This window comes from Paenibacillus sp. Paensp111 (assembly GCF_059492195.1).
This window is the reverse complement of the sequence record NZ_CP168527.1, coordinates 988,119-1,009,295: the sequence shown is the minus strand read 5'-3', so window position 1 is coordinate 1,009,295 and position 21,177 is coordinate 988,119. Positions and strand designations below refer to the sequence as shown.

General features: G+C 50.3%; 25 protein-coding genes. 8 read left to right on the top strand and 17 right to left on the bottom strand.

Annotated features, from left to right (window positions below; all coding sequences use genetic code 11):
* The first annotated feature begins 135 nt into the window (after window positions 1–135).
* Window positions 136–1,056, top strand: coding sequence for a cysteine synthase A (gene cysK / locus ACEN86_RS04670; protein WP_495633194.1), 921 nt, complete (start codon window positions 136–138; stop codon window positions 1,054–1,056).
* Between the two features lie 26 nt (window positions 1,057–1,082).
* The gene (locus tag ACEN86_RS04665) at window positions 1,083–1,460 is read left to right on the top strand and encodes a rhodanese-like domain-containing protein (protein ID WP_495633193.1); all 378 of its coding nucleotides are present in this window, start codon (window positions 1,083–1,085) and stop codon (window positions 1,458–1,460) included.
* 91 nt (window positions 1,461–1,551) lie between these two features.
* On the opposite strand, the gene ACEN86_RS04660 is transcribed toward ACEN86_RS04665, so the two are convergent.
* Entirely contained in the window at window positions 1,552–1,926 is a 375-nt protein-coding gene (locus ACEN86_RS04660) for a hypothetical protein (protein WP_495633192.1), read from the bottom strand.
* A 148-nt stretch (window positions 1,927–2,074) separates the two neighbouring features.
* On the opposite strand from ACEN86_RS04660, the gene ACEN86_RS04655 reads away from it, so the two are divergent.
* A complete protein-coding gene (locus ACEN86_RS04655) occupies window positions 2,075–2,842 on the top strand; it encodes a YqcI/YcgG family protein (protein ID WP_495633191.1) in 768 nt (255 codons plus the stop codon).
* 15 nt (window positions 2,843–2,857) lie between these two features.
* Here the strand turns inward: ACEN86_RS04655 and ACEN86_RS04650 are convergent, their stop codons facing one another.
* The 11 genes from ACEN86_RS04650 to tsaE form a co-directional block, all read right to left on the bottom strand.
* Window positions 2,858–3,316 (bottom strand): GNAT family N-acetyltransferase, encoded by a 459-nt coding sequence (locus tag ACEN86_RS04650; protein WP_495633190.1) that lies wholly within the window; start codon window positions 3,314–3,316, stop codon window positions 2,858–2,860.
* Complete coding sequence (locus ACEN86_RS04645; RefSeq protein ID WP_495633189.1) at window positions 3,309–3,725, bottom strand: DUF2500 domain-containing protein; 417 nt, start codon at window positions 3,723–3,725, stop codon at window positions 3,309–3,311. Before ACEN86_RS04645 ends, ACEN86_RS04650 begins: the two co-directional genes overlap by 8 nt.
* A 241-nt stretch (window positions 3,726–3,966) precedes the next feature.
* On the bottom strand, window positions 3,967–4,545 hold the full coding sequence (locus ACEN86_RS04640; RefSeq protein ID WP_495633188.1) for a DUF1572 family protein: 579 nt from the start codon (window positions 4,543–4,545) through the stop codon (window positions 3,967–3,969).
* 49 nt (window positions 4,546–4,594) lie between these two features.
* Entirely contained in the window at window positions 4,595–5,791 is a 1,197-nt protein-coding gene (locus tag ACEN86_RS04635; protein ID WP_495633187.1) for an SLC45 family MFS transporter, read from the bottom strand.
* A 3-nt stretch (window positions 5,792–5,794) separates the two neighbouring features.
* Window positions 5,795–6,529 (bottom strand): glycerophosphodiester phosphodiesterase, encoded by a 735-nt coding sequence (locus ACEN86_RS04630; RefSeq protein ID WP_495633186.1) that lies wholly within the window; start codon window positions 6,527–6,529, stop codon window positions 5,795–5,797.
* An 88-nt stretch (window positions 6,530–6,617) separates the two neighbouring features.
* The gene (locus tag ACEN86_RS04625) at window positions 6,618–7,082 is read right to left on the bottom strand and encodes a PH domain-containing protein (protein ID WP_495633185.1); all 465 of its coding nucleotides are present in this window, start codon (window positions 7,080–7,082) and stop codon (window positions 6,618–6,620) included.
* Between the two features lie 133 nt (window positions 7,083–7,215).
* Window positions 7,216–8,004 carry an SDR family oxidoreductase gene (locus ACEN86_RS04620; RefSeq protein WP_495633184.1) on the bottom strand — a complete coding sequence of 263 codons (789 nt, stop codon included), beginning with the start codon at window positions 8,002–8,004 and terminating at the stop codon, window positions 7,216–7,218.
* Window positions 8,005–8,246: 242 nt separating this feature from the next.
* The gene (gene tsaD / locus ACEN86_RS04615; protein WP_495633183.1) at window positions 8,247–9,305 is read right to left on the bottom strand and encodes a tRNA (adenosine(37)-N6)-threonylcarbamoyltransferase complex transferase subunit TsaD; all 1,059 of its coding nucleotides are present in this window, start codon (window positions 9,303–9,305) and stop codon (window positions 8,247–8,249) included.
* Window positions 9,293–9,820 carry a ribosomal protein S18-alanine N-acetyltransferase gene (gene rimI, locus ACEN86_RS04610; RefSeq protein ID WP_495633182.1) on the bottom strand — a complete coding sequence of 176 codons (528 nt, stop codon included), beginning with the start codon at window positions 9,818–9,820 and terminating at the stop codon, window positions 9,293–9,295. The genes tsaD and rimI overlap by 13 nt, the downstream gene beginning before the upstream one ends.
* 13 nt (window positions 9,821–9,833) lie before the next feature.
* Complete coding sequence (gene tsaB, locus ACEN86_RS04605) at window positions 9,834–10,673, bottom strand: tRNA (adenosine(37)-N6)-threonylcarbamoyltransferase complex dimerization subunit type 1 TsaB (RefSeq protein WP_495634217.1); 840 nt, start codon at window positions 10,671–10,673, stop codon at window positions 9,834–9,836.
* A gap of 2 nt (window positions 10,674–10,675) precedes the next feature.
* Window positions 10,676–11,170 (bottom strand): tRNA (adenosine(37)-N6)-threonylcarbamoyltransferase complex ATPase subunit type 1 TsaE, encoded by a 495-nt coding sequence (gene tsaE / locus ACEN86_RS04600; RefSeq protein ID WP_495633181.1) that lies wholly within the window; start codon window positions 11,168–11,170, stop codon window positions 10,676–10,678.
* Window positions 11,171–11,389: 219 nt separating this feature from the next.
* Between tsaE and ku the strand changes: the two genes are divergently transcribed.
* From ku to ligD, 3 genes are all read left to right on the top strand, one after another.
* Complete coding sequence (ku, locus tag ACEN86_RS04595; protein ID WP_495633180.1) at window positions 11,390–12,310, top strand: non-homologous end joining protein Ku; 921 nt, start codon at window positions 11,390–11,392, stop codon at window positions 12,308–12,310.
* A gap of 73 nt (window positions 12,311–12,383) precedes the next feature.
* A complete protein-coding gene (locus tag ACEN86_RS04590; protein WP_495633179.1) occupies window positions 12,384–13,328 on the top strand; it encodes an ATP-dependent DNA ligase in 945 nt (314 codons plus the stop codon).
* 172 nt (window positions 13,329–13,500) lie between these two features.
* Window positions 13,501–14,400, top strand: a complete 900-nt coding sequence (ligD, locus tag ACEN86_RS04585) for a non-homologous end-joining DNA ligase (protein ID WP_495633178.1) — start codon at window positions 13,501–13,503, stop codon at window positions 14,398–14,400.
* Window positions 14,401–14,436: 36 nt separating this feature from the next.
* Here the strand turns inward: ligD and cls are convergent, their stop codons facing one another.
* Window positions 14,437–15,867, bottom strand: coding sequence for a cardiolipin synthase (gene cls / locus ACEN86_RS04580; RefSeq protein ID WP_495633177.1), 1,431 nt, complete (start codon window positions 15,865–15,867; stop codon window positions 14,437–14,439).
* A gap of 226 nt (window positions 15,868–16,093) precedes the next feature.
* Here cls and ACEN86_RS04575 point away from each other — a divergent pair, with 226 nt between their 5' ends.
* The gene (locus ACEN86_RS04575) at window positions 16,094–17,068 is read left to right on the top strand and encodes a peptidoglycan DD-metalloendopeptidase family protein (RefSeq protein ID WP_495633176.1); all 975 of its coding nucleotides are present in this window, start codon (window positions 16,094–16,096) and stop codon (window positions 17,066–17,068) included.
* Window positions 17,069–17,099: 31 nt separating this feature from the next.
* Entirely contained in the window at window positions 17,100–17,522 is a 423-nt protein-coding gene (locus tag ACEN86_RS04570) for a bactofilin family protein (protein WP_495633175.1), read from the top strand.
* Window positions 17,523–17,757: 235 nt separating this feature from the next.
* On the opposite strand, the gene ACEN86_RS04565 is transcribed toward ACEN86_RS04570, so the two are convergent.
* From ACEN86_RS04565 to rfbC, 4 genes are all read right to left on the bottom strand, one after another.
* Window positions 17,758–18,552, bottom strand: coding sequence for an ABC transporter permease (locus tag ACEN86_RS04565; RefSeq protein WP_495633174.1), 795 nt, complete (start codon window positions 18,550–18,552; stop codon window positions 17,758–17,760).
* A complete protein-coding gene (locus ACEN86_RS04560; protein ID WP_495633173.1) occupies window positions 18,545–19,450 on the bottom strand; it encodes an ABC transporter ATP-binding protein in 906 nt (301 codons plus the stop codon). Before ACEN86_RS04560 ends, ACEN86_RS04565 begins: the two co-directional genes overlap by 8 nt.
* Window positions 19,451–19,537: 87 nt before the next feature.
* Window positions 19,538–20,431 carry a dTDP-4-dehydrorhamnose reductase gene (rfbD, locus tag ACEN86_RS04555; RefSeq protein WP_495633172.1) on the bottom strand — a complete coding sequence of 298 codons (894 nt, stop codon included), beginning with the start codon at window positions 20,429–20,431 and terminating at the stop codon, window positions 19,538–19,540.
* 45 nt (window positions 20,432–20,476) lie between these two features.
* Complete coding sequence (gene rfbC / locus ACEN86_RS04550; RefSeq protein ID WP_495633171.1) at window positions 20,477–21,022, bottom strand: dTDP-4-dehydrorhamnose 3,5-epimerase; 546 nt, start codon at window positions 21,020–21,022, stop codon at window positions 20,477–20,479.
* Window positions 21,023–21,177 lie beyond the last annotated feature (155 nt).

Genomic DNA, 21,177 nt, shown 5'->3' with positions numbered 1-21,177 from the left:
ATAAGTTTGTCCACAACTTGACAACTACGACTAAAGCCCCATCTTCGCTGGGAAGAACTATATTTTGACAGGCTTGAATGCTATAGAGGTTATCGTTACAATATACAAATCACAGCTCAGAAAGGCGGGTTACTCTTGTCCAAAAAAGTAGTAAATAGTATTACGGAGTTGATTGGAGATACTCCCGCAGTCCGACTGAATCGGCTCGCTCGGCCGGAAGACGCCGAGGTGTATGTTAAGCTTGAATATTTCAATCCAAGCCGCAGCGTGAAAGACCGGGCAGCTTATCATATGATTACTAGGGCTGAGCAGGAAGGCTTACTTAAGCCGGGTTCAACCCTGATCGAACCGACTAGTGGAAATACAGGCATCGGGCTGGCCATGAACGCGGCCGCCAAGGGATACCGTGCAATTCTGGTTATGCCTGACAATATGACTGCAGAACGGATCAACATTCTGAAAGCTTACGGGGCCGAAGTCGTACTGACCCCTGCTGCCGAGCGGATGCCCGGTGCCATCGCCAAGGCCCTGGAACTGCAGGCACAGATTCCAGGTAGCTTCATCCCACAGCAGTTCGAGAATCCGGCCAATCCGGATGCCCACCGCGGCACAACAGCACTTGAGATTATCGAACAGATGGAAGGCCGTCTGGATGTCTTTGTAGCTTCATCCGGAACCGGCGGCACAATTACCGGAACCGGTGAAGTTCTGCGTGAGCATCTTCCCGGTATCCAGATCTATGTGGTAGAACCCCAGGGCTCTCCTGTTCTCTCCGGCGGGGTTCCTGGTCCTCATAAGCTCGTGGGAACAAGCCCCGGCTTCGTCCCTTCCATTCTGAATACAAATGTGTATGATGAAATTGTACAGGTTGCCGATGACGACGCTCTTGAGACCACCCGCCAGCTTGCAAGCCAGGAAGGTATCCTGGTTGGTCCATCTGCCGGGGCTACCGTCTGGACTGCCTTACAGCTGGCCAAGAAGCTTGGCCAAGGGAAAAGGATCCTTTGCATCGCTCCGGATACAGGGGAGCGGTACTTAAGTATGGATATTTTTTGAGATAGGGAAAGGTGGAGAATGGAGAAATGAGCAGAATGATTGAGGGCGTATCCCATGTGGATCGCGACGAGCTGTACGGACTTCTTCAGGACAAAGAGAGAAACGTGCTGGTCATTGACGTAAGAGAGCTAGAGGAATATGAGGACGCGCATATCCCTTCCGTTCCGCTGATTCCCATGGGTGAAATCGCGGCTTATATTAACGACTTCGATAAAGACCGCGAGTATGTGTTTGTGTGCCGCAGCGGCGGACGAAGCTTTCAGGTCACGAAATTCTTCCAGAATCAAGGCTTCACCAAGGTTCACAACTATGAAGGCGGCATGCTGAATTGGGATAAGGAAGTCATCGGCGGCCCTGAGAATGTAATCGTAACATTTAACCCTGAACAGCTTGAACGGAAATAATAATTTCTAGTATGCAAAAGAGCCCTGAACCCGGTCCGATCATTCGGAGTCCGGCTCAGGGCCTTCTTGTGTATTAGAGTATAATACCTCATTACATACTTGTAATTAACAAGCCTAATAGATACAAGAAACTCAGAATTACACTGATTCCTCCTGTCAGCAGGAACAGGATCAGATTCTTGCGGTTTTTGGTTCTTTTCCAGATTCCATACACGCAGATAAATAAACCCGCCACTATAGCCAACCACCAAATCACATGACCCCAAACCTCAAGCAATTGAAGCGTATCCGTGAGGAACAAAGCCAGGAATATCACCTGAATTCCCAGTGATATTAAGGAATAAATAAAGTATGATCGATCAAAATCCGAGTTAATCTCCCTTCTTCGATTGACCTCGATGACCAATAAGGGAACTAACACAGCTCCCATGAAAAGTATGAGTAGGAGCAATAGGGTAAGCGTCATGGATCGCCTCTCTTTCTGACTGTATGTGTAGCAGTCGGCATATGTATCCTCAATTGCGAACATATTCATCTTCTAATCAAGTTCTTAATACGGGACAGTCACCCGCTTCCCTTCATTCTCATAATCTGTCATAAAAGGAGTGCTGCAGATGATTCTTTATGACAATCAGATGATGGAGGGTCACTCTGTCCCTCAGGAAGACTGGCAGATCGCTGCCTATCAAGCTTTTGCCGCGAAGATGACGAACCGCGAAGAGAAATTCCCATGTATTCCTGCAACACTCGGGTTCATGAACAGCCACTTAAGATATGGATTTGTCACCGATCCCCGCAGTCCGGGTGCCGGGGGAATGATGGCCGAATTAATACGAGACTATACGGAGAACTCCCGCCAGTTCGGTAAATATACGTCACTCATTCTATTCTTCGATACTCCGACTGACCTTAAGAGTAACTTCCCCGTGGAGCAATATGAAACCTTGTTCTGGGATCTGCTGAGCAGGACTGCACAGGAGGACAAGCGTGAATGGCCGCCGCATATACCGCTGGATCCATCCAGTCATATATGGGAATTCTGCTTCCATGAAGAATCCTATTTCGTCTACTGTGCAACCCCTGCTCACATCCAGCGTCAAAGCCGGCACTTTCCCTACTTTCTGCTAGCTCTTACGCCCAGATGGGTATTGACCGAGTTCAATAAAATGCCAAAGCAGGTTCAAATGCTGAAACCGCTAATCAGGCAAAGGCTTGAAGCCTATGATACAGTGGGGCCCCATCCGGACCTCAAGCTGTACGGGGCAGAAGACAATTACGAGTGGAAGCAGTATTTTCTGAGGGATAACGATAGGGCGGCAAGATCTTGCCCCTTCTCTCACGGTAAGCTGAGCCGGGCGGGCAATTCCACATCCAAGGATTAAGCCTCAATATTCCGGCTAGACTCCCAGGAAGTAATGATAGAATTCATTGTCTCTGACGTAACTATTTCGTTCATATAGGGATTGTGCGGAGCTATTCGTTACCGCCGTGGATAATTGCAGTCCTTTTGCGCGGACCCTGCCCGCATAATCCTTAGCCGCATCCAGCAGCATCTGACCGATTCCCTGCTTCCGGTGGGCCTCATCGACATATAGATCATTCAGCAGCAGCAGCCTTCTCATGGAGATGGAGGAGAACAGCGGATACAGCTGCGTGAATCCGACTATTTGCCCTGTATCTGAATTCCGCACACAAAAGATGATGGACTCCTGATGTTCAAAGCGGTCAAACAAGAAAGCTCTCGCCCCTTCAAGATCTGAGGCTTGTCCATAAAAGATCCTATACTTGTTGAACAATTCAGCCAGTTCCACTAAATCCTTGATTGATGCCTGATATACTCCAAAGTTATTAGCCATACTGTTTGTAATCCCCTCTAATTCTGCGGTTGAAGTTCATGAATCTCGCACCTTGGTAGGTAATCTCGCCTTCATCCTTCTCTACCAGCAGACCGTATTCGCGCGCGGCCATCTGAAATTCCAGCCGGGCTCCGTTCTCAAGTTCGAAGGTAATGTAATAATTGGTTGAAGGGGTTGAATTCCCCGCTCCTCTCCACACTTCCATTCTCTTCGACACAACCACTGCCTGCTTCGTTAATAGATTCTTACTATTATTAGCTGACCATACCAATAAACCTTTAATAATGGCATACGCAAAAATTCCTATTACCGCAATCAGCAGCGTACCTCCAAAAATCTTGAACCACAAGGGAACCTCATCCAGAAACTCAAAGAAACCATCCGGTCCGAATCTGTAAATGTTATCCATGGCTGCACAGCCTTTCTGTCATTATAGTAGTCATGCTCAGACTTTACAATTGACATTATGATAAGAGATTCTTGTGCTGATGTGAGAAGACTTCAAGTATCTATCCCTTTTTCCATAATTATACATGTATTTTCGCAAGTTGTAAGCTTTGTAAGAAGGATTTAAGATTAAAAATATTTAAAATAGTTATAAACGCAAAAAACCGAAGCCCCTGGGAGCTCCGGTCTATTATGAATGGATGTTATTCGAGTCTCTTCAGCTCTTCTACCGTAAAGTTCCTAACCACTCTCTCATTGGAGAACTTCTCAGCATTATAGGTACTCGAACTGTTCCTGGGAACAGACAGGCTGAGCCAGCTGCCATGCTTAAGCAGCTTGGCCGCATAGATAATCTGCCCGACATGATAAGGATAATGCGCAAGCTGCCGGTTGATCGCTTCTATCACCGTATGTCCCTCGTTACGGATATAGATGATGTCCAACAGCTGATCCGGGCGAAGCGAATCCAGTGCCTCATACAGACAGGCCCATCCAGCTTCCCATTTCTTCATGAGCTCTTCTTTATCTACGATAATATCCTGCTCAAATTCCCCGTCCCGGTCTCTCCAAGATTTCTCCCCATCTTCGGTTAAGAAATGAGTCCATCTGGACAGCATATTACCGCTTAGATGCTTCACTATCGTGGCAATACTGTTGGTATCATCATTATAGGAGGTGAACAGCTGCTCGGGCTCCAGCTGCTCCATCGCTTTTTCCCCAAGCTTCTTATAATATTCAAATTGACTTTTAATACTATCCAGATAAATTTGATGGCTGTCCATATTTACTCACCCTTTCTTCAAAGTTATGTTATTCGTTCTATTCCATACGTCATATGGACGAGACCGCAGGTCCAGCATGGCGCTCAGCAGGGTCCTGTCTAATGCCCAGGAGGCACAGGAATGCCAGCACAAGGCCAGATGAAGCCGCAATGAACAGCATAGGATAGCCGAACATATCCATCAACAAGCCGAGCAGTGGTGGAGAAATAATAGCCGCTAGCGAGGAGACCAAGTAATATAGCCCCGTCCTTGTCCCAATGCTTGCTTCCCTGCCTGTCGAGACAATCCAGGGGTAGGAATTAATGTTGATGCATGCCCAGAAGATCCCGCCAACAATGAGCAGCACGCGAAGCAATAAGGTTGACTGCACAAAAATGAGGGCGCCAAACACGAGAAGCAGCCCAATCACCCCTGCGGATATGATCCGTTTTTTGCCGTATCTGGCCCCAAGCCAGCCGCTTGGCAGCGCAAATACCAGGAAGGCCAGCGAGAAGAACGTTAGCGAGAAGGAAGCCGCTTTATCGGACAGGCCTAAGTGCTTGGTCCCATACAAGGTGAACATGGCTTCAACCCCCTGATAGGCTACGAACCAGAAGAAGATCGCAAGCAGGATCAGAATCGTAGTTCTATCCAGCTGCTCCTTAATTCGAACGGGCGGCTTCTTCTCCGTCACCCCAGGATGCTGTAATACATGAGGCTCCTGAATGACAGCCTTGAGGATGAACATGGACAGAAGCATCACTATACCTGCCCCTAAGAATGGCACATAAGAGCCTATTCCATACAGCGAGGAGCCGATCCCGAAAGCGAGGACAGAGCCAAGCCCCCCCATCAAATTAATGACTCCGTTCGCCTTGGTCCGCTGCGGCTCTGGCGTAATATCCGGCATCAAGGCAACCGTTGGGGAACGGAACAGACTCATGGAAAGATTCATGAGCACCATGAACAGGACGAGCGTTGGAAGACTGGTATACCATGGAATCAGTGTCACAAATACCGCGCCAAGAGGCATCCCAATAAGCAGATAGGGCATCCGCCGGCCATACCGGGTCTGTGTCTTATCGCTGCGGTAGCCAATCCAAGGCTGTATGAACAGAGCCAAATAGTTATCAATGGTCATCATGAAGCCGATCATGGAGGCTTTGGTTAAGTAATCATCCAGAAATAAAGGAACAAACGCATTGTAAAGTGCCCAGGTCAGACTGATACTAAAAAAGCCAAGCCCCAGCAGCCAAGTTTTCTTCATCCATTAACCTCCTGCAGCAGCCAACAGATCCGCCAGACGATCCGGATAGTCGGTTATAATTCCCGAGACCCCTGCACGAATAAGAGCTTTCATCTCCGCAGGATCATTGACAGTAAAAGGATGATAGGGAACCCCATGCCGGGCAGCCTCAGCAACAAGTTCAGGTGTTACGGCATATTTGAAAGCATGAAGAGCATCTGCTCCAATTCCACCCGCATAGTTCCAAGGCTCATACAGCCCTTCCATGTATAGAATACCGGTACGTATATCCGGAGCCAGCTTCTTGCACTGAACTAGAGAATAGTGATTAAAGCTGGAGATAATAACCCGCTCGGAAAGCCCGAACTTTCTTACCTCCTCAATCACCTTCGCTTCGATGTCCGGATACTGCACTATTCCGTTCTTGAGCTCCAAATTCACGACAATCTCATGAGGCTGTACCAGCTCCAGCAGCTGTGCAAGTGTCGGAATCGCTTCTCCCCGGAAGTCTTCATGGAACCAGGACCCCGCTTCTTTCTGCTTCAGCTGCTCCAGCGTCAGATCTTTCACCCATTCCGGTGAACCGGCCGTGCGCTGCAGGGTCTCATCATGAATCAATACCAGATGCCCGTCCCGGGTCATCTGTACATCGGTCTCTATACCCGTAGCTCCTAGCTCTATACTCTTCTGAAATGATACCATCGTGTTCTCCGGGCAGTGACCTGCCGCTCCCCGATGCGCGAAATTGATAAAGGGCACTAGCTCATCCTCCTCAGCTAACCGTAATTTATATAAGTGCTTATTTAACTATAATCTTCAAATGTAAAATCCATGTTATGCAGATTAGTTACTGCTGCTCCGGTGCCAAAGGTTCCACCTGGATGTGTCTATTTCTTCTCTTAAGCTCCTCTATGAACGCTTCCTTCTCCTTAGGAGAGATAATCACGCTGCCCCAAAGTCCTGTCTTATAATGCACTTCAATAGCATCGCGCGAGAATAACATTCGGTAGCCGGCCCAGATCCCCGGATTTCTCGTGATTTTGGTGATATCGCTGTAACGGATTCTTGACTTAATGAAGCCTCCCTTTACCAGCAAGTGCTCCTCGGTCATCACATATTTGAGATCGGCGATCAGCCAAATCAATAAGCCGGTCACAAGCACATCAATGGCCCCCACAATAACAAGCTGCAGATAAATGAAAGGGGTGAATAGCAGCGGTACAAATAACGATAACGCGATCAGCACAAGGGTGCCAATCCAGATGGACAGGTATACCCGGTCTCGGCCTGTTTTGAATACGAGGTGTGGCATGTGGATCCTCCTTTCTATTTAACTATAATTTTATCCGACAAAGGAAAAATAAGGTATTCTAAAATACAAAAAACCTTCTACACCTAAGTGTAAAAGGTTGACCTAATGAAGGCTGCTTACGCATAGCTGCTGGCTATAACCCCTTCAGCATGCCTCCGTCCACGATAATCGATTGACCCGTCACATACGTATTCGCAAATGAACCATAGAAGGTCACCATGCGGGCAAATTCCTCGGGAGTCCCCATCCGTGCAAGCGGGATGGCCAGAGCTGCCTCCGCCTGAAGGGATTCCAGCGAAATCCCCTTACTTGCCGCCCGCGCAGAATCCAGCTCGGTAATCCGGTCTGTAGCAATTCGTCCAGGAGCCAAGGTATTGATCAGGATTCCATCCTTCGCCAGCTCTTCCGCCAGTGTCTTGGAGAGCGACTGAACTCCCGCACGAAATACATTCGATAGAATAAGCCCCTGAATTGGCTGCTTGATTGAAGTGGAAGCCAGATTGACGATTCTTCCGCCTCCTGCGGATTTCATATAGGGGACCGCTTCCCGGATCATGCGGATAACACTAAGCAAGTTCAGTTCAAAACCTCGCTGCCAGTCTTCATCGCTCATATCCGCAAAGGCTCCTCCCGGCGGTCCACCTGCATTGGTGACGACTACATCAAGGCCTCCTTGAGATTCGGCTGCAGTCTTGATTGCAAGGCGGATCTCCTCCTGAACAGTAACATCCATGCGAATTGTGTTCACTTTATGACCAGTTGCCTCAAGGATTTCCTCTTGGGCTCTTGCAAGCTGCTCCTCATTCCGGCTGGCTATGGTTACAAGTGCCCCTTCCTGCGCAAAGGCAAGCGCACTGGCTTTGCCTAATCCCTTGCTTGCTGCTGCGACAAAAACGGATTTGCCGGATAGACCCAAATTCATAATTAGCCCCCTCCAATCAGCATGAACTCTCCTATTACATAACATAACCAAAATAGCCAGTATGAATTATACTGAACAACATCAACATTCCCAGTCTGCCACTGATATATCAGACATTAAAACCCGGAAGTAACCAGCTTCTGAATACGACCAGAGCCCCTTGCTACAGCACTTGCACTGATGGGAATATAGATAAAAGTCCATCCTGCATGAATCAGGATGGACTTCGTATACTTTCCAACTTAACTGCCAACCGACCACTCTTCGAGCGATAACCCTGGCTCCGCCTTCATGGTCTGCGGCGCGAACTCGCCCTGCCTAAGCTTTAGATAGGCAGCCGCTCCGATCATTGCCGCATTATCTGTGCAGTACTGCAGCGGGGGAACTCGAAGTGTGATGCCCTCAAGTTCACAGCGTGCGGCCAAGGCTTCACGCAGTCCGCGGTTCGCTGCAACTCCCCCGCAGAGTAGGAGCTCGGAAGCCCCCGTCATCCGCATGGCACGTATCGCCTTCTCCACCAGGACCTCGATGACCGATTCCTGAAATCCTCGGGCAATCGCAGCCGTGTCCGGCGTCTCGCCGCGCATCTTGCTCTGGTTCAGCACATTCAGTACCGCAGACTTGAGTCCGCTAAAGCTGAAGTCGAAGGAACCCGGCTCAAGCCAGGAACGGGGAAGATCGGCCGAGTTCTCCGCCTCATGGGCCAGCCGGTCAACGTAAGGACCTCCCGGATAAGGGAATCCCAGTGCACGCGCGACCTTGTCATAAGCTTCGCCCACCGCATCATCCCGTGTTCGGCCTATTAATTTGAACTGCCCTTCACTCTCCATATGCACAAGCTCTGTATGCCCGCCGGATACAACCAGCGCGATGCTCGGATACGCGATCTCCTGAACAAGGCGGTTCGCATAAATATGCCCTGCAATATGATGCGTCCCGATCAACGGCTTATCCAGGGCAAAGGCCAGACTCTTCGCGGCCATAATTCCGACAAGCAGTGCCCCTACCAGGCCAGGCCCCTGCGTGACCGCAACCGCGGACAGCTTGTCCGGCGAGATGCCGGACTGCTGAACGGCCTCTTGAAGCATCAGCGTAATGCTCTCGACGTGCTTGCGTGAAGCGACCTCAGGGACAACGCCGCCGAAGGCTTTATGTGTCTCAATCTGGCTGAAAATCAGGTTGGAGAGCACCTCCCGCCCATTCCTGACCACCGACACGGAGGTCTCGTCACAGCTGGTCTCTACAGCCAGAATATAACTGTCTTGCTCGAATTGTGTATCTAGTCCATTCATAAGTCCCATTCGCTTCCTTCCCCATAATGGGCAACAATATCATCAGGGAGATCGCACCACATAATAAGCGCATCCTCCTGATTGTCTGAATAATAGCCTTTACGCAGTCCGACAGGGCGGAAGCCCAGCTTCCCATACAGGGATTGAGCGACCGTGTTGGAGACACGGGCTTCCAAGGTCATCTTGGTCATCCCTATTCTCCCGGCCAACAGCATCATTTCCCGCATCAGCCTCTCTCCAAGGTGCTGACCCCGATAAGCCGTTCGCACTGCAATATTGGTCACATGGGCCTCGTCCACAACCGTCCACATACCCGCATAGCCGATCGGTGCGCCGTCCTTCTCCATAATGATATATTTGGCAAAATGATTCTGCGTCATCTCACTGCGGAACGCATTCTCCGTCCAGGGCAGCGTGAAGGATTCATGCTCGATGACCATTACCTCAGGTATGTCTCCGGTCGTCATTGGACGGAACCTAATTCCGTCACCGGCCTGCATGCCTGCAGCTTGTTCTGCTTCCATGTCGATTGCCCCCTTACACGCCGCGAAGCAGGTTCGCTTCCGCTTCCGCAAGCTGGGTATAATTCGGGACGAGCGAATGCACCTCGTCCGATTCGCCGCGCAGGAGCCGGTCCGCGCCCAGCAGACCGGCCCATACGCCCTCAAGCACGTAAGGCCGCGTCTCAAGCCGCCCGCTAAGCAGCGGGCGGAGCGCCTCCGCAGCCGCTCCGTGCACCTCCGTCTCGCCGGTGAACCACACGGCGGACGGCCGCGCCTCTGGCGCGAGCGCCTCCAGGCGTCCGGCAAGCGCTGCAACCCAGCGCTCCATCAGCCGGATGCCATCCGGCTCAAGGCGCCGGGGCAGCTCGCCCGGCGCCGCCTCGAACAGCGCGGTATACACTTGACCGCGCCGTGCATCCATCAGCGGAATGATCCATTCCACTGGAGCCCTGCCCGCAGCAGCCTGCTCCCCGGCTGCTGGCTTCTCGCTGCGGCGCCCTGCCGCAGCCTCGAAAGCCTCGGGCGGCTGGCCCGTGCCGGCGGCCCAGCCGCCAAGTCCCACGGCGGCGAGGCTGGAGATGCCCGCCACCGGCAGACCCATGGACCACGCCAGCGTCTTGGCCGTGGTCACGGCGATCCGGATGCCCGTGTAGGACCCCGGGCCGATCCCGGTTCCGATACCGGCAAGCTGGCTCTTCGCCAGGCCGGCCTCCGCTAGAACATCTTGAATCGCTGTAATTAGATGCACCGAGTGATTGCGCTCGGCGGTAATATTGCGCTCAGCCAGCAGCCGGCCGCTCTCCATAACGGCCACAGCGAGCGAAGCCGTGGACGAATCAAAGGTAAGCGTATAACTCGGCATTCCTGAATTCATAGTCATGATCCCAGTTCCCCATTCTCTCTTAGGTCCAGGAGCCATTGCCCATAAGGCGCACCCTGCCCCTTCAAATAAATCCGTCTTTCATTCATGCCCGTAACTTCAAGATAAAGATGCAGATAAGCCGAAGGCAGAAGCTCTTCAATTAGACTTGCCCATTCCACAAGCGTAACTCCATGTCCCTCGAAATATTCCTCAAGACCCAGCTCGTCCGCTTCTTCCAGCGACAGCCGGTATACATCCATATGATAGAAGGGCAGCCTGCCCTCATATTCCTTAATTATCGTGAAGGTAGGGCTGTTCACCTGCTGCTCAACCTTAAGATGCTTCGCAAACAGCTGGGAGAATGCGGTCTTGCCCGCCCCCAGATCCCCGTCCAGCGCCAAGACCGTTCCCGGCTCCGCCTGTTCAGCCAGAAATGCAGCCAGCTTCTCCGTATCCGCAATATCCTTCGCATTCCATATTAGATCTGCTGCTTTCTTATCAAATTCCATGGGATAAACCACCTTTATCCGATCATCCTAATTTCCTATACCCTACATCTGTTCTCATTATATCGGTACCCTGTCCACCCCGCAAGAAACCAGGAATTATTTGTCCTCACCGGGCCGTGGTTATTAGATAGCCCTTTTTGTCCCATACTAAAGGTAGTCAGCCTAGTGCACGATCTTGATTCGGTATATATTTATGACCCTGAAAGGAGTTCTCCCTGTATGCATACGGTATGGAAAGGCGCTATTAGCTTCGGTCTTGTTCATGTTCCGGTGAAAATGTTCTCCGCGACAGAGGATAAGGACATCTCCATGAAATATATTCATAAGGCCTGCGGAAGCCCGATCTCTTATGTGAGGCGCTGTCCTTCCTGTGAGAAGGATGTCCACTGGGAGGAAATCTCCAAAGGTTATGAGTATGAGAAAGGAAAATACGTCCTTTTCGAGAAAAACGAACTCGAGCAACTGTCCGCCCAAGTGGAAAGGACCATCACCATTCTGGATTTCGTCGACCTTAAGGATATCGACCCGATTTATTTTCAGAAGACCTATTACTTGTCCCCTGATCAGGCCGGTTCCAACGCTTATCTGCTGCTGCTTGAAGCGATGAAGCAGACAGGCAAGATCGGGATTGCCAAGATTGCCATACGTTCCAAGAGCAGCCTGGCCGCCATCCGGGTCATGGAAGGGTGCCTCGCGATCGAGACCATCTTCTACCCGGATGAGATTAGGCCGATTAGCCAAGTGCCCAATCTCCCCGAGGCTGCCGGGGTGAACGATAAGGAACTCGTGATGGCCAAGCTGCTGATTGAGCAGCTGTCTACACCTTTCGAGCCCTCAAAGTATAGTGATGATTACCGGGAGTCGCTGATGAATCTGATTCAGCACAAGGTTGCCGGTGAGGAGATCAGCTTGGCCCCAGCGAAGCCGGAGAGCAATGTCATTGACTTGATGGCTGCTCTGCAGGCAAGCATCGAGGCCGTGAAGCCTATCGCCACAGATCCGGGACCTGCTGTGAAGAAGCCGAGAGCCAAGCGCGGAGCCGCGGCCACTTCTGCCCAAGAAGACTCGACCGGTGCGCCGAAGGCTGGACCAAAGCCCAAGCGCCAGAGTGCTTCCAAAGCGAAGAAGACCATTTCCTAGGTTCCAGGGAATGTGGAACTCTCTTAGCAGTACACGCAGGCATTGCATCGAAACCTGCAAGGAGTGAACTTGGATGAAATTGCAGCCTGTTGTTCCTTTTGAGCCTATCTCCACAGACAAGCTGCCGGAGGGTGAAGCTTGGACCGCCCAGATTAAGTGGGATGGAGTCAGGATGCTGACTTATTTCGACGGAGATGAGGTGCAGCTCGTTAACCGGAAGCTGAATAACCGGACACTTCAGTATCCTGAACTGACCCGGATACAGGAATACTGCCGGGCAGAATCCATTATTCTGGATGGCGAGATTATTGCGCTGCATGAAGGCAAGCCCTCTTTCCATGAGGTAATGCGGCGGGATGGCTCACGCAGAGCAGAGAATATCCGGCGGGCACAGCAGGAGGTGCCGGTGACTTATATGCTGTTTGATATTTTGTATCACAACGGAACCTGGTTAACTGGCCTTCCGCTGCGCGAACGGCAAAACATTCTCAGAGAAGCTATCATGCCTAATGTAAGTGTCCAGATCACAGCCGACTTCCCCTCTTCTGAAGTCTTGTACGAAGTCATGAATCAGCACGGTATGGAGGGCATTGTGGTCAAAGACCTCGGCAGTTCCTATGCACTGGATGGTAAGGACAAAAGATGGATGAAGAAGAAGGTCATTCAGGATCTGGTCGCTGTCGTCGGCGGTTATACGCTGCGCGGTGGGATTGTGAATGCACTGATGCTGGGTCTCTATGATGAAGAAGGACGGCTGTGGTATATCGGACATGCCGGGACAGGCAAATTGACCGTTCAGGATTGGAGATCACTCACCGAGCGGGTCGCTCCCATAACAAGAACCTCCCGCCCTTTCGCTGTTCAGCCCTCACGCAGCAAGGAGGCTTATTGGGTTGAACCGCTGCTGACGGTGAAGGTGAATTTCCTTGAGTGGACACCGGGAGGAACCCTCAGGCAGCCGAGTATTCAGGCTGTGGTCTCCATGGATCCGGCCATATGTAAATTTGGTTCCAGCTGATGCAGCGATTTGGGTGTTAAGTTGAGACTAACCTGGTCTGCTTTACTCGCACTTGTACATCTAGTTCTATCACCTTGCGCCGCTTGCACCCATGGGTTCGCTCAGTATGCTGCTATTTGCTGGCCCATCCCGAAATACTGGTTCTTATTCAAAATCGGAAGGAGCTGCTATCATGCCCAGAACGATCCGCGGCACGATTACTATTGAAGGATACGAGATCCCTATATCCAATCCGGGCAAGCTGCTTTGGCCGGAGGCCGGGATAACGAAGCGCGATTATCTGGAGAAGCTCGCTGAGCTGTCTCCCTTTTTGCTTACCTACTGCCGGAATCGTCTTCTAACCACCATTCGCTATCCGGGCGGTGTTCACGGGCCTTTCTTTTACCAGAAGAACGCCCCTGAACCCCTGCCTGAGTATGTTCATACTGTTCTTCACGAGAATATCAATTACATTGTGATGGATAATCTCCCCACCCTTCTATGGCTGGGCAATCTGGCTTCCATTGAGTTCCATCCGTCTCTTCACTATGTTCATGAATCCCTCCCCTGCGAGTGGATGATTGATCTGGATCCTACCCTGGAAGATGACCCGCGCATTATGGAAGCGGCTTCCCATGTCGGCGATATTCTTGGCTCACTCGGCCTTGCCTCTGTCCCGAAGACCTCGGGTGCAACGGGTGTGCAGATTATTGTACCTACCGAGTATGGCGTCACCTTCGACGAGCTGAGAACACTGGGTCATTTCATTGCCAGGTTCGTCACCGAACGCTTCCCAGACCTGTTCACCATAGAGCGGCTCAAGAAGGACCGCGGGGATAAAATCTATTTCGATTACCTCCAGCATTATAACGGCAAAACCCTTGCGGCCCCTTATACCCCGCGTGCTAGAGCGGCCGCTAGCGTCTCTACTCCATTAACCTGGGAAGAAGTAAGGCGCAATCCGCATCCTTCCGAGTTCAATCTGCTTAATATTTCGGAGCGATTACAGCACAAAGGCGACCTGCTGCAAGCAGTGCCGCCCCAATCTGTAGATTTAATTCTCAAACATCTGAAGAAACCGGCAATGAGATAGTTCTTGGCATAGATCATAGATGAGATCTAGATTAGGTTATAGAAGAGGTGACAGCATACGCGTAAGCATCTCAGCCCCTTTTTGCAGTCTGGGTCTCTTGGAGAACTCCCGCAGCAAGATGGGACGGCAATGCGTCAAGTCTACTTCGAAATCATTCATCAATCTACGGATCGGAGCCTGATCGAACAGCACAGCGGTCATTTCGAAATTGTAGAAGAAGCTGCGCATATCCATATTAGCTGTTCCTACCGTCGCCAGCATGTCATCCACAATCATCACTTTGGCGTGGATGAAGCCTTTTGTATACTGATAGAATTTGACTCCGGCATGAAGCAGCTCTTCTACATACGAGAGGGATGCCAGATGGACCAGCTTGCTATCGGAACGATAAGGAATAATAATCTTCACCTCGACACCGCTGACGGCGGCGGTCTTCAGTGCTGTATATACACTCGGGTCGGGGATGAAGTACGGGCTTGTAATCCACACCCGCTTCTTGGCTACGGCAATGGCTTCAAAGCACATCTCCTGTATCGCATCCCAGTGCTGATCCGGACCGCTGGTCAGGATCTGAACCTGCTCATTCCCGGTACATTGATGTTCCGGGAACAAGGCCGGATCGGAGACCCGCTCACCGGAAGCCAGCCTCCAGTCGGTCAGGAACGTATTTTGCAGGAAATAGATAGAGTCCCCCTCGATCTGCAGATGGGTATCCCGCCATTCTCCAAGCTTCGGATATAGACCAAGGTAATCCTCGCCGACATTAATGCCCCCCAAGAAACCCATAGTTCCGTCAATGACTACAATTTTGCGGTGATTCCTGTAGTTCACGCGTCGGTCAATGGTAGCAATCAGCGGGGGGAGGAAAAAGTAGAATTGAACTCCCGCCTCTTTAAGCTCATTGATGAATTCATTCTTCAGGTAGTAACTGCCGAGTCCATCGCAGATCATGCGGATCTTGACACCTTCCCCGGCCTTTCGGATCATGACCTCCTTGAATCGCCTGCCTACCTCATCACTTCTAAATATGTAGTATTCAATATGAATATGATCCTTGGCCTTCTCCATCTCAGCAAGGATTGCATCATAGGTATCCTCCCCGTCGGTAAGCACCTTGGTCCTGTTGCATCCGGTTATTGGACTTTCAGACAAGTGAGTTAATAGATTGAACAATCTCTCCTGATGATGGAACTCGGGATTATGCATTTCCTGAACGGATGAGACAATCTCGGCCTGCCGCCAGAGCCGCCCCTTCATCTCTTGGAACAACCGGGTTCCTTTCCGGCGGAGGTTCTTCCGCTTCTTATAATCCTGGGCCACGAAATAATAGAGAACGAAGCCAATAATCGGGAAGCAGAACAGAATGAACAGCCACGCTACCGTCTTGGAAGGATTGCGGAACTCAAGAATAAGTATTGTAGCGCTTTGGAAAATAAAAGCTATAAGTGCAAACACCAGCCAAAGCATGGTTGTCCCCCTTCTATCTTCTAATAAGAAATCTTCAAGATTATGTATTACTCAGCATTAACCATATTCCTATGTAATACTCCCTATCCCATCTGCAGCTATCAAATTCGTTAATTCTGCCTATTTAAGCATGTTATAAGAGAGCTGCGAATACATAAATTATAGAAGTAAAGCTCACTGAATTAAAGAAAAATATCAATTTTCGGCTTTGATGAAAGGAGATGCCATGAGAAATGCCATGTTATCCCGCAAAATGACCCTCCTTGTGCTTCAGGATGCCAACCAAGCCGTAAAGCAAATCCAAGTCTCCAAGCCCATGGTCATTGCCGTCCCTCTTGCCGCTCTGCTCTCCATATCCGGGTTAATTGTAAGCCTTCAAGCTTACTCCGGACATACCGTGGCAAGCCTGGAACAGGAGCTTCAAAGCAATAATATGCAGCTGGAGGCCGTGGTTACGGACAAGGATGAAGCGATCAAACGCCTACAGGCCCAGATTGTTACCCTATCAGCTGAATCCAAGAGTATGAAGAGCAAGGTTCAGCAGGTCTCCGAGCTGGAGAAGGAGCTTCAGCAGATTCTCAGCAAATTTGGTACAGGCAAGGCTCGCACGGCTTCAAGTATGCCGGATGATACTTCTCATATCGGAGGAGAGTTCATTGCTGTTCATGATGTAAATACCGCAAGCAGGCTTGCCTATAACACACAGGACGATTTTGCCGAGATGTCCGAGCTGATTAACACTATGCTGAACAGGGTCCCAGGTATGGTTGATCAAGCCCAGCACCTTCATCAATCCTTGTCGACCACACCCTCACTTTGGCCAACCCTATCCCGGAGTATAACCTCCAACTTTGGGTATCGTTCCGATCCTTTTACCGGAAAGTCAGCTTTTCATGCCGGTGTCGATATTTCCGGGGAAATAGGAGATCCGGTCTACTCCGCCGCTGCGGGTACCGTTGTTCAGGCGGAGCATTCGCCTGCACGGGGGAACTTCATTATCATCCAGCACCCCAATGGGCTGCAGACCTGGTACATGCATTTAAGCAGAATCAGCGTTAGTGCAAATGACGAAGTAACCAAGGGAGAAGTGATCGGAAAGCTCGGATCTACGGGGCGGAGTACAGGACCCCATCTTCATTTCCAGGTGCTTAAGCAGAATAAGCCGATTGATCCGCTCCCCTACCTCAATCAGGGACAGTAATTAAATAACCTTTATGAATGGAGGATTAATCATGTTCAAGGATAATAAACGTGCGGGAAAAGGATCCGACACCTTAATCGGGATCGGCAGTGATATCCAGGGCAAGCTTCGCTGTGAATCCAACCTCAGGCTGGAAGGCAAATTTCAAGGAGAGATTGAGACAACAGGTGAAATTGTGATCGGTGAGTCAGGTGAAGCTCATTCCACCATTAAGGGGAACGAAATTATTGTTGCAGGCAAGGTCTTTGGAGACATAATTACCGAGGGCAAATTAACGATAACAGCAAGCGGCCAAGTAGACGGGAATGTGTCTGCCCACACGCTGGTTATTCTGGATGGAGGTATTCTCAATGGAATCAGCATCATGGAGCGGCCTGTAGCTAGTAGGATTCCTTCTCCCTCCCCTGCTCCCACTGGCAAGTCCAAGAGTGTTCCCCAGCCTGAAGCCGGATAACCACTGCTCTGATTCCGATGCTGCCCTGCTACTTCCTTTCCACTACAAAGCAGTATACTGTTCTCCTACAAACTTAAATAAGGGACACACTCTCAAGGAGAATGCGTCCCTTTTTTGTTGGTTAATGACTTAATTCGAATCTAATCAACACAGAAATTGCGCAACTAATACAACAAGACTCCGGCACATGAAGCGCCAGAGTCTCATCCATTCGAAATCCAATTCTATATTATGACTACGCCGCAACGTCTCTTCTTGTAAATACCATCCACGCGATAATCAGGAATGCTGCCACATAGACGGCCAAGACCGTCACGGAGAAGCCAAGGGTCATCCCGTTAGCGTTAGCTGTTAATCCAGCAGATTCTCTCATGGCGTACTGCGATAGATCCATATTGTTGAAGAGCAGATATTTAGCCCAGGCATATTTTGCCGGATCTAAGATAGCACTTAGAATACCGCTAGCAAACAATAGAAACATAGACAATCCAATTGCGAGTCCACTTGCGCGGAAGACTGCCGATATCATAAAGGCAAACACCGTAGTTACCAGTACTTCTATGAATTTATAACCTAACATCTTGATGAAATATTCGAACGTGGATGGGCCCGAAGCATTAATCGGAGGAAAAGCAGGGAACAAGATCAGAGAAATAGCTGCCGTTACAACCATAAATAGGACACTTATCGCGATTGTGAACAACAGGACGGCCAGCAGCTTCGACAGAAGTACCTTGCTTCTTGTCCAAGGCCTAATGAGCAGCAGCTTGATGGTTCCCCATGTGAATTCTGAGGCCACAATATCGGCTGCGATGACAACCGAGAAAATCGACACAAGAAAATAGATAAAGGACAGATCAGACGCAGCACTCCAAGCCCCCATATTGGAACCAAAAGTACTATTATTAACCGCAATTATGATCCCAAATAATATAGGCAGCAGCACAATTAGAGCAAGCATGATCCATGTGCGCCATCGCCGATAAATTTTCATATTCTCATTCTGTACCAAGGCTAGAAAATTACCCAATTTGCCCGCCTCCCGTCATTTCCAAGAATTGATCCTCGAGTGATCGTGTCAGAACCTGAATGCCATATACCTTAATTCCCGCAGCTACCAATCGACTGTTGAGATCTGCAATCTGCTCCCGGTTAACCGTGACGATCAGGCGGCCTTCCTCCAGTCGGCCAGCACCTACGAGCTCAAGCGCCCGCTCCGGTTCGCTAACCTCAAAGCCGGTCTCCGTATACTGTCCTTCCAGATCCTCCACTTTAAGCGAACGAACGTCTATCAATTTGCCGCTCTGGATAATCGCTACCGTATCACACATCAGTTCCATCTCTGACAGCAGGTGGCTGGATACAAATACGGTTGTCCCCTCTTCTCTTGCCAGCACCCGTAAGTAATCGCGGAGCTCGCGGATCCCTTGCGGATCAAGGCCATTGGTAGGCTCATCCAGAATCAGAAGCTTGGGACGCTGGAGGATCGCCTGGGCGACACCCAGACGCTGCCGCATGCCGAGTGAGTACGTCTTCACCTTGTCATTAATACGTTTCTCAAGACCAACCAAAGCTACTGCCTCGTCTATACGTTCCTTGCCAACCCCGGACATCCGTGCATAATGAATCATGTTCTGATACCCGGTTAGAAATTTGTACATTTCCGGGTTCTCTACAATCGCGCCAATATGAGCAATAGCTTTCTCGAAATCCGTCTTGACGCTCGACCCACAGATCACAATATCCCCTTCCGTGATCGACATTAGGCCGACCATCATCCGGATGGTTGTGGTCTTTCCTGATCCGTTAGGACCGAGGAAGCCGTATACCTGGCCCGCTGGAATATCAAGCGTAAGACGATCAATGATGGTCTTGGAACCAATCTTCTTCGTCACATTCGATAAGCGGACGACAGGTTCTTGAGACATATACATTCACTCTCCCTATGTACCCGGTCCGGATATGCCGGACGGTAATTTCTTGATTTTACCATACATAATAATAACGCAAGAAAATCAAATGAGTTTCGTTTTCTCTTTTTTCATAAAATCGGCCAGCGCTTCCTTCCAATCTCTCATCGGACTGAACCCATTCAAACGAAGTGCTTGCTGCATCAGCACCGAGTAGGCTGGACGCGGAGCTGGTCGAGGGAATTGTTCCGTAGATACGGGAATAACCTCCTTCTTCATCCCGGCTAACTCAAAAATCGAGCAAGCGAAATCATACCAGGAGCATGAACCTGCACCGGCTGCATGATAAGTGCCGTATTTCGAGGAGGAACCAAGCTCTTCAAGCGTCTCGGCCAAGTCTCGTGCATAGGTGGGACAACCCATCTGATCATGCACGACCGGGATCCTCTCCTGCTTGGCTGCAAGCTCCAGCATCGTTCTTACAAAGTTACTTCCGTGGTGCCCATATACCCACGAGGTACGGACAATGAAGAACCGAGAATGAAGCTCGCGAACGAACTTCTCACCTTGAAGCTTAGATCGGCCATAGATATTCACGGGCTTGGTAGGGTGGAATTCATCCAGCGGCTCCTGCCCTGCTTCACCACCGAAGACATAATCCGTACTAATGTAAATCAGCTTGGCATCGATACTTTCGGCAGCCGCTGCGACATTGCGTGTTCCATAGGCATTCACCTGATAAGCCTTATCCTGTTCGCTCTCTGCGCGATCCACGTTGGTGTAGGCCGCAGCATGTATAACCAGATCCGGGTTCAGACGCCGGAACACCTGAAAGCACTGGTCCGTGTCCGTAACATCAAGCTCGCTTTGGCCCATGCTTTGCACCTCGTATCCTTTTCGAAGAAAAACATGCTGAAGCTCACGCCCCACCTGGCCCTGTGCGCCAGTGATTAATACGCGGCTCGTTCCTTGGCCAATCTGACTCCTTGCCTCGCTCATCAGATCTATTCAACTCCTCACTCTAATATAAGTCTGCAGAATCATTCAGAAGTCAAAATCCGCCTTGGCCATCACCGGATGTGCCTTATCCTTATCCGAGAGAACAGGCTTGGTACCCGGCCAAGAGATCGCCAGCGCAGGATCGCTCCAGAGAATCCCCCGGTCATGTTCCTTGGAATAGACCTCATCCACCTTATACAGCACCTCCGTATGGGGGACAAGCGTCCAGAATCCATGAGCGAAGCCACGGGGAATCAGCACCTGTCTGAAATTCCGCGAGGTCAAAATAACCGCCTCCCACTTGCCTAAGGTAGGTGACTCCTTACGGAGATCCACGAACACATCGTATATGGCTCCTGACAGAACACGGACCAGCTTTGTCTGCGCTTTGGGCTGAAGCTGATAATGGAGCCCTCTCAGCGTTCCTGCTGACGCCGAATAGGAATGATTGTCTTGTATGAAATCATGTGTGATCCCCAGCTGTTCGAAAGCTTCCCGCTTATAGCTCTCCGTGAAAAAGCCCCGTTCATCCTCGTGTACATCGGTCTCAATGATGACCGCTCCCGGCAGCCCTGTATCCATAACGCGCATTCCCATACCTCCCAAACATTTGACTGTCTTCATATCAGTCCTTGTTCACAGCATATGCTGGCTTTATACCGTAGGGAACGGCAGTCGCTGGCCCTCCCAAGCACGTACTGTTAAATTCCCGGATATATGCAAAAAAACCTGTAAGTCCAACTTTC